Annotated in this window: 10 protein-coding genes; 2 read left to right on the top strand and 8 right to left on the bottom strand. The window is 67.8% G+C overall.

The window, feature by feature from the left end; translation table 11 throughout:
* Positions 1–105 precede the first annotated feature (105 nt).
* Positions 106–810, top strand: a complete 705-nt coding sequence (locus tag OTER_RS16535; RefSeq protein ID WP_012376075.1) for an acyltransferase — start codon at positions 106–108, stop codon at positions 808–810.
* Positions 811–1,057: 247 nt separating this feature from the next.
* Here OTER_RS16535 and OTER_RS16530 read toward each other — a convergent pair whose 3' ends face one another.
* From OTER_RS16530 to OTER_RS16520, 3 genes are all read right to left on the bottom strand, one after another.
* Positions 1,058–1,963, bottom strand: coding sequence for a glycosyltransferase family 2 protein (locus OTER_RS16530; protein ID WP_012376074.1), 906 nt, complete (start codon positions 1,961–1,963; stop codon positions 1,058–1,060).
* Positions 1,964–1,983: 20 nt separating this feature from the next.
* Entirely contained in the window at positions 1,984–3,774 is a 1,791-nt protein-coding gene (locus OTER_RS16525) for an asparagine synthase-related protein (protein WP_012376073.1), read from the bottom strand.
* A gap of 218 nt (positions 3,775–3,992) precedes the next feature.
* A complete protein-coding gene (locus tag OTER_RS16520) occupies positions 3,993–4,685 on the bottom strand; it encodes a choice-of-anchor K domain-containing protein (RefSeq protein ID WP_012376072.1) in 693 nt (230 codons plus the stop codon).
* A 196-nt stretch (positions 4,686–4,881) separates the two neighbouring features.
* On the opposite strand from OTER_RS16520, the gene OTER_RS16515 reads away from it, so the two are divergent.
* On the top strand, positions 4,882–7,431 hold the full coding sequence (locus OTER_RS16515) for a hypothetical protein (protein WP_012376071.1): 2,550 nt from the start codon (positions 4,882–4,884) through the stop codon (positions 7,429–7,431).
* Positions 7,432–7,592: 161 nt separating this feature from the next.
* Here OTER_RS16515 and OTER_RS16510 read toward each other — a convergent pair whose 3' ends face one another.
* The 5 genes from OTER_RS16510 to OTER_RS16490 are packed head-to-tail and all read right to left on the bottom strand — an operon-like array spanning position 7,593 to position 13,303.
* Complete coding sequence (locus OTER_RS16510) at positions 7,593–8,492, bottom strand: polysaccharide pyruvyl transferase family protein (RefSeq protein ID WP_148218156.1); 900 nt, start codon at positions 8,490–8,492, stop codon at positions 7,593–7,595.
* Positions 8,471–9,643, bottom strand: a complete 1,173-nt coding sequence (locus tag OTER_RS16505) for a glycosyltransferase family 4 protein (protein ID WP_237702377.1) — start codon at positions 9,641–9,643, stop codon at positions 8,471–8,473. The genes OTER_RS16510 and OTER_RS16505 overlap by 22 nt, the downstream gene beginning before the upstream one ends.
* A gap of 8 nt (positions 9,644–9,651) precedes the next feature.
* On the bottom strand, positions 9,652–10,947 hold the full coding sequence (locus OTER_RS16500; RefSeq protein ID WP_012376068.1) for a hypothetical protein: 1,296 nt from the start codon (positions 10,945–10,947) through the stop codon (positions 9,652–9,654).
* Positions 10,944–12,131 carry a glycosyltransferase gene (locus OTER_RS16495; protein ID WP_012376067.1) on the bottom strand — a complete coding sequence of 396 codons (1,188 nt, stop codon included), beginning with the start codon at positions 12,129–12,131 and terminating at the stop codon, positions 10,944–10,946. Before OTER_RS16495 ends, OTER_RS16500 begins: the two co-directional genes overlap by 4 nt.
* The gene (locus OTER_RS16490) at positions 12,128–13,303 is read right to left on the bottom strand and encodes a glycosyltransferase family 4 protein (RefSeq protein WP_012376066.1); all 1,176 of its coding nucleotides are present in this window, start codon (positions 13,301–13,303) and stop codon (positions 12,128–12,130) included. Before OTER_RS16490 ends, OTER_RS16495 begins: the two co-directional genes overlap by 4 nt.
* Positions 13,304–13,321: the final 18 nt, after the last annotated feature.

Here is a 13,321-nt window from a genome sequence, read left to right as displayed (position 1 = left end):
TACGGAACCAGCTGGTGAGGCAGCCCACTATGGGGAGATGCACTCGAGTCCACGTCCGGCTTTCGGTGACGCGCTGGCCCGCGGTCGTCTCCTTTTTTCACGACCATGAGCAACGACTCCGCTGTACGCGACTGGTTGCGCCGAGCGAAGTGTCTGGCGGTGCGACTGCGCACCGGCACCCGCGTGAAAGTACGGGGACAGGGGAACCGCGTGGAGATCAGCCGGGCGATGCTGCATGGCGTGACGATTGAGATCAGCGGTCGCGGCAACGAGCTGACCATCGGGCCGGGTGCGCGGTTGTGGGGCGCCGCGATCAAGCTGCGTGGTAACAATCTACGCTGCGTGATCGGCGCCTACTGCAAGCTGCGGCACGTGCGCTACACCGTGGAAGATGACGGCAGCCGGTTGCTCGTTGGCAACGAAAGTTCGGGCACGGGCTGCAGCGTCGTGGTGTGCGAGGGCGGCTTGGTGCAGGTCGGGCGGGATTGCATGATGTCGGCCGACGCGGATGTGCGGAACACCGATGGGCATTCCGTGCTGGACCAGCTGACCGGCCGGCGGATCAATCCCGCGGCCGACGTGGTGCTGGGCGATCACGTGTGGATCGGGCTCAAAGCGCAGATTCTAAAAGGCGTGCGCATCGGCGAGCACAGCATCGTCGCCGCCGGCTCGGTGGTGATCCGCGATGTTCCTGCGCACACCATCGTCGCGGGCATTCCCGCGAAACCGGTGAAGACCGGAATCACGTGGGACCGACTGCGACTGCCGGTCGCTGCCGCGGAACCCGCGCTGACAGTGACCGCAGCGTGAGCGGCTCGCCCGTCGAGCGCTGAACTCAGCTGGAACCCGCCGTCCCGGTGGGTTCAGCCCGGCGGGGACGCCGGGCTCCATCTACGGGGAGCGTGAAACGGAGCCGGTGTCGTGACCGAGGCGACTCTCCCAGCCGTTCGCTTTCGTTGTAGCCGGGCTCGCCGAGCCCGGACCGGGGTCGACGACCCGGCTACATCAATCACGGCCGCCTCGCGTTGGATCTCCCTCTCGGGAGATTTTCCGCTGTTCAAACTGACTCGGCCCGCTGGGCATGCACGTTCTCCGCGGCCGCCGCTTCGGCCGCGCGCAGCTTCCGCAGTTCGGCCGCCTTCGCGACGGCAAGAAATTCATACACCGCGTGGAGTCGCGCGAAGATGTAGCCCTCGCGTCCGTCGAGAAACCCCGCCTGGAACACGTACACGTAGAGAAAACGCAGCAACGGTCGGAACGGCAGCCGGCGCGCAATACGCTTCAGCGTGCGCCGAATCCGCACCGGCATCGTCTGCGGTGCGGTCGAGTGCGGGCGTGCAAGTCCGTCCTCCACCTCGAGCCGCGCCTCCCAGTTCGAGTAGCGATTGTGCTTTTCGACGAACACGTCGATCGACGCGAAGGCGTAATGGTCCATTTCGCAGCGGAGCCGGCCCGTCGAACCGTCGACGATGATGTGCTCGTGGACCTCGTTGTCGCCGCTCTGCGTCGGCCCCTGCACCAAGCGTTCGTAGCGGCCGAGCCGGTGTTTGAACAACCGCAGATTCCAGTTCGGATAGTAGGCGTGCCGGAGCCAGCGCCCCATGAACATGAACCGGCGATTGATCCAGAAACCCGCGTGTCCGTCGCCGTCGGCCGCGACGATTCGGGCGATCTCGTCGGCGGCGTCGGGCGGCATCACCTCATCCGCGTCCAGAATCAGCACCCATTCGTGACGGAAAGGCAGATTCTCCAGCGCCCAGTTTTTTTTCTTCGGCCAGACGCCGTTGAAGGCGAACTGCACGACCTCGGCTCCGTAACGGCGGGCGATGTCGATCGAGCCGTCGGTGCTCTGCGAATCGACGACTACCACCTCGTCGGCCCAGCGGACCGACTCGAGGCAGCGCGGCAGGTTGGCCTGCTCGTTGCGGATGGGAATGAGAACGGAGACTGGGACTTTCGGCATGGCAGAAAACGGACAGCAGCTCAGGCGTGTTGTCTCAGCCAGAGCATCAACCCGAGGGTGTTTTTCAGCGGGGTGGAGTGGACGATGGGATCCTCGATATGACGCACGCGGACGTCGGCGCGCGGCAGCAGCCGCTCGAGCGCGTCGGTGCGAAACAGCGCGGCGCCGGCGCCGCGCGCCTCTTCGGCGAGCGAGCGCACCACGCGCCAGCCGGGGCTGTTGAACTCCATCGTGCGCACGTAGAACCGCGGGTCGCGTCCGAGCCAGGTCTGGCAACGGCGACGCAGCTTGGTCGCACGCCGGCGCAGATCACGCCAAGCGGAAGTTTTCGAGCCGAGCAGCGGCACCGTATCGAAATAGTTCCGGTCGAGGTCCAACCGCGCGAGCCGGGGAAAACGCGTGACAAGAAGCCGCGTTTGGATCTGCCGGTCCTTGATGACCGAGTAGGGCAGCCGGTGGGCGAGCGCGATCAGCCGGCGGTCGAGCGCCGGCAGCACGGGCCAGGCGAACAGCGAGTAACGCCACGCACACATCCCAACGGCAAAGCGATGCCGGTGCGCGAGGTTCATCCGCCATTCCCGCAAGTGGTCGCTAGCGGCGGAAGCGACATATTCGTCGAGCAGCTCGCCGCGGACGTCCTCGCAGGCGCGGGCGAGGTCCGGGGCGCCGATGAGCCGGGCAAGCTCATCGCGGCCGAAACCCAGCCGGCCGATGCGCAGGCGCTCGAATGAAAGCGCACCGCTCGTGCGCGCGACGTACTTCGGCCCGCCGATCACGGCGTCGAGCGTCAATCCGCAGATGAGCCGGTCGATCTCGACCGTGGGCGGACGGAGCGAAAGATTCCATCCCATCGGCAGCGCGTAGAGCCCGCCGCTCAACTGTTCCCAGGTCACGCTCGACTGCGCATACTGCGCGTAGTCCTCCGGCGTGACGTCGTAAAGCGATTGTTTCAACCCGAGTTCGCGGGCGACCGCCGTGGCGCACGCCGCATCGAGATCCTCGGGCCGGCCGAAGGTGAGGCATTCGGGCTGGCGGGTCTGTTCCGCCGCGAATCCCGCCAGTAAGCGCGAGTCCAATCCGCCCGACAGCAGCATGCCCGGGCGCTGCGCGTCCCGCAGCGCCGCCCGCAGAAACGACGCGTGCAGCTCCGCCGCCTGCTCGACGGCCTCGTCCCGCGATTCGATCATGTCGCCGGCGGCGCGAAGTGGCGGTGGCAGCTCGCGCGGAGCCGCGCCGGGCAGCCAGATGAGGCGATGGTCCGCGGCCAGCCGGCGCACGCCACGCCAGAGGGTTCGGCCGCCGACGAGCCCGCTCGTCAACAACAGCGCCGCCGCACCGTGCAGGTCGAGCTCGCTTTGGAAACTCGGATGGCTGCGAAACAGCTCCGGACTCGTACCGACGAGGAGCACGTCACGGTGCTGCCAATAATAAAGTGGGAAAAGTCCGAGCACGTCCCCCTCGATGCGAACGCCCAGCCGCGGGTGCACCAACAACGCGGCGTAGTAGCCGTTGAGCTCGTTGGGCGCGTCCCAGACGATATCGTGCCGCCGGCAAAAATCCGCGGCCTTCAAGGTCACGCCCTCGTGATCATGGGGGGCGCCGAACAGCATGCAGTCGGGCGCGTCAGGCTCGGTCGCGCGGTGGTGTTCCACCGGCGCCAGCGGCGCCGCGGCCCAGGCGAGCGCGTAGTGCGACGCCAGCGTCAGCTCGCCGCGCATCTGCGGCAGGAAACCAACGCGATCGCGGGCTTGGAGGACGGCGAACTGCCGCCGGACGGTATCCGGATCGTGGACGAGAAGGAAGTTGGCCATCGGGACAGGAGTGGAGTTGGAAACGTGTCAGGCTTTCGACACGGCAAAACCCCGGCGGTCCCGCGAGAGGCGGGCGCCGCCGGAGTTGGAGGAATAAGGCCAGGCGTGTTTCAAAGCCCTCTTACCGCAGACAAGCCCTGCGCGCACGCGCAGGGCCATCGGGAATCGGAGGGCTCCGCTCCGCGAGGAGCGGGTTGAACTTGAGACACGCCTTGGGCTCAGGCAGCCGCAGGCAGGCTGGCGGCCGACCGTGCGCGCAGGCGCCGGTAGCCGACCAATCCGACCAGCAGCGCGGCGCCCCACGCGGCATACGTGGCGGGCTCCGGTACCGGCGTGAAACTCACGGTGATATCACCGCGCTGCACCATCGTGTTCTCCGCGACCTGGAATTCGGCCGGGTCGAAGTTCACGTGGAACTGCACGAGATAGTCGCCGATTTTCATCGCCGTCGGCTGCGTGAAGGAAGCGCTGAACGTGTCGGGAATCGCTCCCGGCAGATTCGGCGTGTGGTCGACGTGGAACGTAATCTGCGTCAACGCGACCGACTGCATCACCGGCGAGGTTAGCTCGAGGCCGAGATTGAATTGGGCGGTAGGTGCGCCCGAACCGATCAGGGTCATGCCGTTCGTGATTTCGAACAGGCCGACCTGAATCGGATCGCCGGATGCCACGTCGGTGAACGTGGTATTCGAAAACTCGATCTTGGACTGAGTTGAACCGGTTGCCGCGATGCCCGTGTGGAAGGTCGCCCAGCTACCATCGCCCGCATTCGAGACAGTGGTGTTGGGCTCCGACAGGTCGACGAACGAGCCCGTGGTGTAGCCGCTCAATAAGAGCTGAGCGTGCGCCAGTGAGCACGTGAGCGCCAGCCCGAGGGCCGCCGCGAACATTGAACGAATCCGACTGTGCATTGTGGTCCTTAGTTGTTTTGTCGATGAATCATCACTCTGATCGATGCCTCCGCCATCGGAGGCGCCCGTAACCTGTTGCACAGGTCGTTGACCACAAGTCGATTGGCGCGCCTAGCGACCCGATCACTCCATCGGGGAAACGACTAACGAGCCCCCTGCGGAACCTCGGGCGCGGCCATCGGTCGCGACTGTATGCATGATGTTCCCGAACTTCCTGATTTTTTGTGGGGTTGCGTTACGTCCGAGCGGGGGCCGGCGCGGTGTCAGCCGTCGCCTGCTAGCCTGCGCGGGGCTGCTCGCGCTCGTCGCCGCGACCGGCACCGCGGCAGAACGCTCGCCCACGCACGCTACATTCGCCGGTCCGCCAGCTGACTATGCGGAATTGATCGGTCGTTCGGATGAGGTAATTCGCCGGACCCTCTCGGTCGAAGAGCGCGCGGGCGTGCGGCGCGACGGGGACTTGGTCCGCGTCCCTGTGTTCTTCGGACCGGGTGAATGTCGCTCACTTGAGGAGCTCGTGATCGTGCCGGCCGGTGGTGGCGCGTCGGTGGTGATGCAGGCGGACGATGTGCGGCGCGCGGCGGACGGTGGAATCAGCCGGGCGCATCTCTGGTTTCCGGTAGAGCTCGCGCCTGGAGCAACGCAGGCGTTTCAGCTCGAGCACCGAACCACCGCGGCGCCCGCGGCCGACGAGCCGATGCCGGTCGAGGCCGGCCCGGAAGGTTTGCGCGTGCGCACCGCCACCGGCGAGGTGGAGTTCACCGCCGAGGGTGGGCTTCAGGCGATCCGTTCCGGAGCGGCGCAATGGCGGTTTGAGGACGCGGGCGCATTTCCACGGGTGCGCGTCGCTGGATCGGCGTCGAAGGGAAAGCCAGCGGAGGTGTTCTCGCTGGACCAGTCCGCGTCTCGCCGTGAAGTCACGTGGGCCAGCGGACCGTTGTTCGCGAAAGTCCATGTGCGGATCGAGGCGAGCGAAGGCGTCGCGCTCGAACTGGAGTATCGGATTCCACGCGATGGTCGCGAACTCGTGCTGAGCGTGGCGGTGTTTCCGGGTGCGGGCAGCGGCGCGCTGAGGGAGAATCGGCTCTTGCGCGGAAAGCTGGTGGGCGGTACCGCGGTCGTGCGCGAGATTCCGGCGGGAATTCGCTCCGCGTTGCGCGCCGAGCATGGTTACACGATCACCGCACTCACCCGGTCGTCGGGTGAATCGCTGCTGGCCGTGCCGTTGGTGATCGGCGGCAGCAACGGCCGCTGGACCATGCAGGACGGCGACGTGACGCTGGAGGGAATGCGCGGACTGAAGCGCGAAACCGAAAACGAAAAGCGCACGCTCACTGCCTACTGGACGGAGGTGAGGCTGGTGCCGACCACCGCGGGGACCGACGGCGAGTTGTGGGGCGCGTACGTCGCGCACGCGCAGCCGCTCGTGGCGGTTGTCGACGAGCCCGGCGCCACGGTGGCGGAGTTGCACGGGGCGCTGCGCGAAGTCGTGCGCGAGATGAAACCGGTCGGCTGGCGGCAGGAAGCCGCTCGCGCACTGGTGCTCGAAGGCCCGGAAGCCGCGACGCGCATTCTGAAACACCGTCCCGTGGCGCGCGAAGCGAACGCGGAGAAACTCGCCGCGTCCGCGCGCAACGCCGCCGCGAAGTTGACCGGCAACGGTGCGCGCAAGCTGCGCGAAGACGAGAAGGGGCGCGCCTACGGTCCCCTGGATCCGTATCACATCACGTACACGCAGAGCGCGGCCGCGCTGCTCGCGGCGTTGACCGACGTGCCGGACGTGTCGCGCGTCAACCTGGCGATGGCGAGCGCCGTGCGCGAAATCGGCGGACGCGCCGATGCGCAGGGCTATCCCTACATCGATTGCTTCGCGCGGACGTTGAACATGCAGATGGGCCCGACGCTGTTCGGACTCACCGCGGGCGCGCGGGCAGGGCATGTGGCGCTGGTACGATTCTATCGCGACCTGGCGACAGCGCCGCCGGTGCTGGGCGTGTTTGGTCGCGGGCAGCGGCCTTACACCGGCGCGTCCGCGAAAAACGGCGACCAAACCGATTTCCTCTACCAGTCCATTTGTGATTTTTGGCTGCGCACGAGCGAGCTGCTGACGGGCGAGAACCTGGGCCTGCATCCGCTGGCCTACGGGCGCTACACCGATTGCATCGACGTGATGGCAGACCGGTATCACGGCGTGGCGGCGCGACCGAAGGCGCAGGAGCCGTTGGTGCGGGCGAATTTTTACCGCGGCCAGACGCACACGCATCGGTGGCTTGGCTGGTCCTGCGCACCGTACCTCCGGCTGCTGCAGAACCCGGCGCAACCGAATGAGCCCGGGCTGACGGAGGCGATCTACTACACGCGCGCCCAGCGTGGCCGCTGGAAAAACTGGCCGGACCTCACACACTACGTGCTCGCCGATCTCTTGGTGCGTGAGCCCCGGTTATGGACGGCGCGGGTGGAGGTGCCGGCGGCGGTGGACGGCATCACTGTCCGTCACGATGGATCCACCGCGACAGTGACGTGGACTCCGACGCGCGGCGCGGCGGGCTACCGGGTGTATCGCGCCGAGCGCGCGGGCGGCCCTTACCGTTGGCTCAATTCGCCGCACGTCGAGAACCCCGTCCCACCGACGCCCGCGCCGCCGTTCATCGATCCGTCGGCGCCGAGCGGAGCGAGCTACGTCGTCGTGGCGGAAGACGTCCACGGCCGCCCCGGCGCGTGGCCCGAGCGCTCCACCGCGCCGTAGCCGCGTTTCCACGGCGCCGCGGTTCCTCCTCCGAACAAGTGACGCCGGGTAGGGCGGCGAGTCCCCTCGCCGCCGCGACGACCACAAATGTTTCCGGCGCAGAGGGGGCCGGTCCGCACCCTACCTGACCGCCGCAATTTCTTTCCGCATCCCTCAGTACGCTACGCGCTGGAGGTGGCGGCGCGGCCCTGGACGACGCGGCGGGCCTTCATCTCGACGGGACGCATCCGCACCCAGTAAAGCGAGCGCAGGAACTGCCGGAACGAGAACGGCATCTTCTCGACGAACCGCACGTTCGTCATGCTCGCGAGGCTGTGATCGTAGATTGCGCGGTTCTTGAAATAGTTGTTCCGGTAAAACACGACGCGGCGGCCCATCATGGCCGCGGAGATCGCGCCGTGGCAGCGGTCGGTGTGGATCTCGTCGAACTTCGCCACGAAATCCAACAAGCCCTCCGGCTCGCGGTCTGAGCCGTACGAAGCGTCGCGATATTCGTCGAGGTCCGGTGGCAGGGAACTGTAGGTGGCTTCGTTATCCTGACGGAACAGCCCCGCCGCGCCCTGGTGCGGTCGCGCGGCCCACTCGCTCAGGTCGGCGTGAAACGCGAGATCGTGTCCCAGCAGCAGCGCTTTCGGCGTCACTTTCTGCTCCTTGAGCGCCACGAAACTCACCATTTCACGGCAGAACACCGTATAGTGACGGTCCCAGGTTTCGGCGAACGAACGCACCCGCGACTCGCTGAGGTCGAAGGACGACGGCAGGATGATCACCTCCGCGAATCGCCGGCCGAGCTTCTTGAGCAGTTTCGGAAGGGTGTTGGTGCCGCGGGACATCGCGCCCGCGCCGTAGACGAGCAGCACATCGCCGCCGAGATTCTGCAGGTCGCCGGTTTCGTAAACTTCGCGGTGCTCGAGCCCGACCTCAGCGAGCAAGCGCCGGCCGCCCATGTGGATCAAGCCGTCGCCGCGATTGCCGCGATTGAGCAGGGCCACGACCTCGCGGCCTCGCAGTTCGGAGAGGAGCTTGGTCAGCGCGCCATTCATGTTTGGTCCGGTAGACATGGTGTTACATGTGACCCAATTTCCGCCGGTCGTTCCGTGATGGCGTGAAAATCCCGTAGAAATCTCAGGGCAATCTCCGGCAGCGCGTAAGCCCGTGCCGTGGGCCACGCGGCGGCGCGGAGCCGGTCGCAAAGCGCTTGGGAATTCGCGACCTCCTGCAACGCGCGCCCCAGCGCCGCCACGGGATCGCGTTCGCGATGGTCGAAGACGAGTCCGTTTTCTCCGGACTTAAGAAAATCCCCGAAACAGGCGAGCGACGAGACCACGGGCGCGCACCCTGCGGCCATGGCTTCCAGCACCGCGAGGCCGAACGTCTCGCCGAATTCCGCCAGCGACGGGTAGGCGAAGATCGCGGCCTGCTGGTAATGCGCGACGAGCTGGTCCGCGTCGAAGATCGGCTCGCGCACGTCGATGCTCGCGCCGGCGGGCGCTGCCAACGCTGCGAGCTTCGCCCGATAGCTCTCGCCGCCGCCGCCCTGCGCGGTCTGCCACGGTCCGATGATCCGCAGCGTCCAGCCGTGCAGGCTCGTCGCCGCCCGCTGGGCAAATGCCTCGATCAGCAAGTGCACGCCTTTCTCCGGATGCAGCCGGCCCGCGTAGAGGATCACGCGGGCGGGGGCTCGTTGCTCGACGAGGTACGCCGGCGAGAGCGGGTAGGGCAGCACGCGTATCCGCGCGGCGGCGTCGGGCAACTCGCGCAGGATCGCGTCGCGGATCGGTGCCGAGACCGTCTGAAGCACCACGCGCCGCGGATAGTAGCGCAGCTGCCCCTTCGGATAGCGGCCGACGTGCACGTAGGGCACGCCCCGCGACGCGCGCCGTTCCAGCAACGGCAGCCAGAAGGTGTTCGTCACGAGCACGTCGGCCGCCGGCAGCACGCGACGAACGCGCCGCGAGTAGAGCAGGTCGAGAAACTTCAGCCACAGCAGCGACGACGGCGTGGCATGGCCGCGCACACGACGATGTTCGACGCCGTGCTCGACGTTCGTTGCCGGCAGAGCGGGATGTGCGCGGCTGACGTGCACGACGCGGTGCCCCTGTCGGGCAAATTCGAGCCCCAGCGCGTGCCACGCTTTTTCCACCGCGCCGCCGAGCAGCGGCGGAACGGGCAGAAACGCGCCCTGGACGATCGTAATGTTCAACGGACGCATGCGCGCAGTCATGGCCGTGAGAGCATCTCTTCCGTGGCGACGGGCGCCGGTTGGGTTGAAGCCTCCGCGAGCGGTGGCGCACTCGCCGTCGCGACTGCCGGGTGGCGGACACGTTGCAGCCGATTGCGCCACGCGGCAGGCAGCCAGCCCGCGGCGCGACGCGCGCGTGCCTTGAGCCAGGCAGCACGCCGGCTGCGCCGCACCGCGCCTTCGGCGGCAGCCACCCACGGCTCGGTGATGTTACGGCGCCGCGCTTCGCTGATCAGGTAGGCAAACTCATCCAAGCCGCCGCGCGTGCGGATGACCAGCCGGTCGAGCGCGGCGAGGTCGAGCGGCGGAAATGCGGCGGGCGCGTCGACGCCGCAGATCCGGAGCATCAGCATCGTGCGCAGGCATTTTTCGCAGCGGCCGCAATTGGCGTCGAGGTGACGTCCTTCCCAGCACACCCGCATCAGCCGCAGCGCCTCGGGCCACGCGGCCAGCGCGCGGAGCTTGTCGATCCGACCGAAGCTCGTGCCGTCGTGCACGATCGCGAACGCCCCGCTCGAGAGCAGCGGGTCGGTCAGCGGATTCGAGCCGTGATCGAAATGAACCTGTTGCCAAAGCTGAGCCGAGGGAACGAGGCCGAAAACAAACGCGGGTTGGAAAAACGTGAGCACAGCGGCCACCGCGGTACCGAATGTGTCCTCCCAATGCCCCGGCAGCGTGCGCAGGTTCGTGGCGCCGGTAAAGAGCCGGACGCCCGCCGACTCGGTGAGCGTGCGCGCGCGCGTCGCGGCGCGGGCGAACATCGCCGGTTCGGCCAACGGAATGTCGAAGCCGTGCATCATCAGCGCCGCGCGCAGCGGCCGCTTGGGCTCCAGCTCGGAGAGCGACGTGTGCCGGAAAACGCTGAAGCAGCTGTCCACGCCGCCGGAGAACGCGGTGATTCCTCCATCCGTCCGGTTCGCCGTCGCGGCGCTGACGACCTCGCGGGCCACGAGCCGCACCGGTGCAGCGGCCACGCGATGAAACGCCGCGTAGGCGGATTGAAAATCGGCGACGTTGGCGAGCAGCCCCTGCGAGACGGCGCCATGAATCTCGAGCCGGCCAATCCGGCCGAGGCTATAGATCAGCGTGGCGAGCACGAACGGATCGGCCCGCCGCGTCAGCAGCGGCTCGCAGCTGGCGGGAAAGCGAAACCAGATCCGGTGTGTGGTCCCGCGCGGCTCGGCGAGCCGGCAGACGTATTCCACGTCGTCGCCGCTACGGGCGGGCGGCTCGATGAACAGATCGGCGGTCGGCAGAAGGGGAGCGGCACTCATGTCAGTGAAATCGTGGGGACGGGGCGAACGAAAGGCGTGATGGTTTCCACAAGACTGCGCGCGGCGCGGCCGATCTCGTAGCGGGTGGTGAACAGTTCGACCGCGGCCGAACGCATCGGCCCGCGGGCGGCCCGGGGTAGCTCATGCCAGCGTGCCAGCAGCCGCCGGGTGCCGGCCGCGTCGTCGGTGTCCGCGAAGCCGGCGCCGGCGGACTCGATCTCGCGCCAGATGTTCACCTCGCGGGAGATCAGCACGGGCGTGCCGGCGGCGAGCGCTTCGACGACGGCGATACCAAAATTCTCCTGGTGCGACGGCAGCACAAACGCCTCGGCGGTGCGCAGCGCGCCCCATTTGGTCGCACCCTCGAGCATGCCCGGCCAAAACACCCGCGCGGGGGCGGGCAGCGCCGCGGCGAGGTTCCGCAGGTTCGTCAGGTAAATCGGATCGAAGCACGGACCCGCGATCACGAGCGCGGGCAGCTCGGCGCCGGCGATGCGCGCCAACTCGCCATAGCTACGCAGGAGCAGATCGACGCCTTTTTTCGGATGAATCCGGCCGAGGAAAAGCCAGAACGGACGCGCCGCGAGCGCCGGCTGCATCTCGCGCCAGGCACGCACCTGCGCAGCGGCGTCGGCGGGCGGCGCCGCCGTGCCGTAGGCGACCACGCGTTCGCGGCACGCGTAGGGGCGGAACGATTCGCGGGCGAGGCGTCGTTCCTCCTCGCAGGTGAACAGCACGGCGGCGGCGTCGCGCAGCACGTGGCGTTCACAGAGCTGCCAGTAGGCCCACTTCTTCGCATGCTTCAGCGGATAGGCGCGCCGGAACCAGGGATCGAGCATGCCGTGCGGGAAAACAAAATACGGCGGACGCCGCCGGCGCAGCGCGCGATGCACCGCGCGCCCGTGATGCTGCCACAGCCCGTGCACGAACACCGCGTCGTAGGCGCCGGCGTGCGCCCGCAGCCACGGCTCAAGGGCGCGCGCGTACGCGTAGCCGCCGCGAGCCGGGCCGAGCGCGTGAATCGCCGCGGCGCCGGGGAACTCGCGCACCTGTCCGGGCGCGTCGAGGCACACGAACTCGCTCACGTGGCCGAGCGCGGCCAGCTCGGGCGTGATCGCGCGCAGCCCGGCGGCAGGCCCGCCATGGCGCGGATCGAGCGTGGCGATGACACGAAGCAGTTTCATGCGGCGACCGGTTGCGCGGCGGCCCCGAGCCGCAGGTAGGTGTCGACGTAGCGTTCGATCATCCGGCTCGGGCTCCACTCGCCGGCGCGCGTCAGTCCCTTTTGGCCCAGCGCATCGCGTTGCGGCCACGCGTCCGCGATCGTGCGCGCCGCCGCGGAAACGTCGGCGGGATCGAAGTAGACTGCGGCTTCACCACCGACCTCGGTCATCGGGGCGCGCTCGGAGGTGAAAACCGCACAGCCGCAAGCCTGCGCCTCGGCGACGGGCCAGCCGAAACCCTCGTGCCACGAGGGAAACAGCAGTCCCTCGGCGGTCGAGTAGAGCGCCTGCAGTTCGAGTTCGGAAACGCGGGCGAGATGCGTGACCTCGCGCTCGATCCCCAGCGCGTGGGTAAGCCCGCCGTGTTCGGCCGAGAGCGGTTTGCCGACCAGGATCAGCTGCGGAGCGGGCGTGAGCAGCCGGCGAAGCACGGCGTACAGCTCAAGCAGTCCGCTGCGGTTTTTGTACCATTGGCCGCCGCCGACGTTGAGGAGGAAGCCGCCGGGGCGTTGCAGCAAGTCGGCGGGCAGCTCGCGAGCCTGCAGCATCTGCGCGAGGGCGGTCCGGGCCGCGCCGGCGGACGAACGACGATACGGATAGTTCAACCCCATCGGAATCACCGTCGTGTGCTCGAGCGGCAGGCCGGCGAGCCGGTGCAAGTCCCGCGCCGTCTGCGCCGACGGGGTGACCGCATGAGGCAGCCGCGCGATCGCGGACAAAATCCATTCCTGATAACGACGGCCGAGCCCGGCGACGCGATGCTGGGGAAACTCGCCGCGCGCCGCGCGGATTTGCAGCAGGTCGTGGCAGGTGGCGAGCACCGGGCGCGCGGTGAACAGCGGCGCGTAAACCGCATTCGCGTGATCGATGATGTGGACGACGTCGACGGGCCGCTGGCGCGCGAGCTGGGAGCGCACCTGCCGCGGGAAAAGCACGAACTTGTCGAGGTAACCGATGTATTTGGCGAAACCACCGTAGCGATAGCGCGGCAACAGACGCACCAGCCGCGGCTGCGGCGCCCACGTGCTCACCTCATGGTTTAGCGCCTGCAATCCAGCCGTGAGCTGCCGGCTGAAGCGCAGCATGCTCTCCTGATGGTCGGGGGCGAAATTGCCGATGAGCAGAACGTGCATGGCGGAAAGCGGCCTCGC

This window comes from Opitutus terrae PB90-1, assembly GCF_000019965.1.
In the GTDB taxonomy this organism is placed as follows: Bacteria; Verrucomicrobiota; Verrucomicrobiia; order Opitutales; family Opitutaceae; genus Opitutus; species Opitutus terrae.
The sequence above is the reverse complement of the archived record's forward strand: the minus strand, read 5'-3'. Positions and strand labels throughout refer to the sequence as shown.

Coding starts and splice junctions, on each gene's coding strand:
- OTER_RS16500 (WP_012376068.1), bottom strand. CDS start 10,947: ATGAGTGCCGCTCCCCTTCTGCCGACCGCCGATCTGTTCATCGAGCCG.
- OTER_RS16490 (WP_012376066.1), bottom strand. CDS start 13,303: ATGCACGTTCTGCTCATCGGCAATTTCGCCCCCGACCATCAGGAGAGC.
- OTER_RS16515 (WP_012376071.1), top strand. CDS start 4,882: ATGATGTTCCCGAACTTCCTGATTTTTTGTGGGGTTGCGTTACGTCCG.
- OTER_RS16505 (WP_237702377.1), bottom strand. CDS start 9,643: ATGCGTCCGTTGAACATTACGATCGTCCAGGGCGCGTTTCTGCCCGTT.
- OTER_RS16535 (WP_012376075.1), top strand. CDS start 106: ATGAGCAACGACTCCGCTGTACGCGACTGGTTGCGCCGAGCGAAGTGT.
- OTER_RS16510 (WP_148218156.1), bottom strand. CDS start 8,492: ATGTCTACCGGACCAAACATGAATGGCGCGCTGACCAAGCTCCTCTCC.
- OTER_RS16520 (WP_012376072.1), bottom strand. CDS start 4,685: ATGCACAGTCGGATTCGTTCAATGTTCGCGGCGGCCCTCGGGCTGGCG.
- OTER_RS16530 (WP_012376074.1), bottom strand. CDS start 1,963: ATGCCGAAAGTCCCAGTCTCCGTTCTCATTCCCATCCGCAACGAGCAG.
- OTER_RS16495 (WP_012376067.1), bottom strand. CDS start 12,131: ATGAAACTGCTTCGTGTCATCGCCACGCTCGATCCGCGCCATGGCGGG.
- OTER_RS16525 (WP_012376073.1), bottom strand. CDS start 3,774: ATGGCCAACTTCCTTCTCGTCCACGATCCGGATACCGTCCGGCGGCAG.